The organism is Kitasatospora sp. NPDC007106, from assembly GCF_040634455.1.
GTDB classification, from domain to species: domain Bacteria; phylum Actinomycetota; class Actinomycetes; order Streptomycetales; family Streptomycetaceae; genus Kitasatospora; species Kitasatospora arboriphila.
In genome coordinates this window covers 1-1,376 of sequence record NZ_JBEYFP010001245.1, presented here as the reverse complement: position 1 = coordinate 1,376, position 1,376 = coordinate 1, and the positions used below count along the sequence as shown (strand labels likewise).

Genomic DNA, 1,376 nt, shown 5'->3' with positions numbered 1-1,376 from the left:
ACGGCCTGGAGCGGGTAGTCGGGGTCGCCGGGCCGGTAGAGGCGGGCGGCCGGGCTGAGGCGGCGGCGCAGCTCCCGCCAGGCGGCGGGCCCGGGGTCCTGGCCGGGGGTGTGCGGGGCGGCGGCCGCGGGGGTGAGGGAACCCGGGGCGAACGCGAGACCGGCGACGGCGACGGCGCCGGTGCGCAGGACGGATCGTCGATCGAGCGGCATGGGGCTCCCCGTTCTGCGCGGCGTCCGGCGGGCCCTTCCCGCGGCGCACAGTCAGAGGGTGGGGCCGCGCGGTGACGGGGCGGCGGTGACACTCCGTGGGCGAACGGGGTTCACGCGAACGCCGCCGGGTGGTCCGCGGCGACCGGTGGCGGGACGCCCCGAACGGGAGTCCGTCTCACAGGCGTCGGGGGCCTGCGCCGTCCTCGGCGAGCGCGTCGCCGGGGTTCAGCAGGGCACAGGCCTTCATCGAGAGGCAGCCGCAGCCGATGCAACCCGTGAGTTCGGCCTCCAGCCGTTCGATGGTCTGCCGGCGCTCCTCCAGGCGGCGTTTCCAGCCGCGGGAGGCACGCTGCCACTCGTCGTGGCTCGGCGGCCGGTCGAGCGGGACGTCGGCGAACGCCTCCCGGAGGTCCTGCAGCGGGATGCCGATCCGCTTCGCCACCGAGATCAGGGCGACCCGGCGCAGCATGTGCCGGGGGTAGCGGCGCTGGTTGCGCTCGTCGCGTTCGGACGCGATCAGGCCGAGCTCCTCGTAGAACCGCAGGGCGGACACCGCCGCGCCGGTCCGTGCGCTGACCTCGCCGATGGCCAGCCAGTCGTCCGGGGTGGCCCTGGCCTCGCCGGGCTGTCGGGTCGTCATGCACCGCCTCCTGTTGACCTCAAGTTTACTTGAGGCCCTACGGTCGGCCGTGCCAGAACGGCGAGCAGCACCGACCGGAGAGGACGGCAGCCCGATGACGTTTGTGATCGCCCTGCCCTGTGTGGACGTCAAGGACAAGGCATGCCTGGAGGAGTGCCCCATCGACTGCATCTACGAGGGGGAGCGGATGCTGTACATCCACCCCGACGAGTGCACCGACTGCGGCGCCTGCGAGCCGGTCTGCCCGGTCGAGGCGATCTACTTCGAGGACGACACCCCGGAGCCGTGGCGGCAGTTCAACACGGCGAACGCCGAGTTCTTCACCGACCTCGGCTCCCCGGGCGGCAGCGCCAGGCTCGGCCCGATCGGGAAGGACCATCCGATGGTGGCGGCGCTGCCGGTCCAGGACACCGCCTGACCCGCGAGGGGGCGCGGGGGCCCGTCTTCACAGCCCCACGCGCCCCTGAAGTCACCACCCGAGCGCCTTTCTGAAGACGGTGCCTAGGCCTCGCTGATGTTGACCA

At 73.2% G+C, this 1,376-nt stretch carries 2 protein-coding genes and 1 pseudogene; 1 reads left to right on the top strand and 2 read right to left on the bottom strand.

Going from position 1 to position 1,376, the window contains the following annotated elements:
* Both ABZ641_RS37520 and soxR read right to left on the bottom strand, forming a co-directional pair.
* A pseudogene (locus ABZ641_RS37520) lies at positions 1-212 on the bottom strand (FAD-binding oxidoreductase); the annotation flags it as partial.
* Between the two features lie 175 nt (positions 213-387).
* Positions 388-852 (bottom strand): redox-sensitive transcriptional activator SoxR, encoded by a 465-nt coding sequence (gene soxR, locus ABZ641_RS37515; RefSeq protein WP_344621731.1) that lies wholly within the window; start codon positions 850-852, stop codon positions 388-390.
* A gap of 94 nt (positions 853-946) precedes the next feature.
* On the opposite strand from soxR, the gene fdxA reads away from it, so the two are divergent.
* Entirely contained in the window at positions 947-1,270 is a 324-nt protein-coding gene (gene fdxA, locus ABZ641_RS37510; RefSeq protein ID WP_344621732.1) for a ferredoxin, read from the top strand.
* Positions 1,271-1,376 lie beyond the last annotated feature (106 nt).

Bases quoted from the DNA above. Each gene is read 5' to 3' on its own strand.
- soxR (WP_344621731.1), bottom strand. From the start codon at position 852: ATGACGACCCGACAGCCCGGCGAGGCCAGGGCCACCCCGGACGACTGG.
- fdxA (WP_344621732.1), top strand. From the start codon at position 947: ATGACGTTTGTGATCGCCCTGCCCTGTGTGGACGTCAAGGACAAGGCA.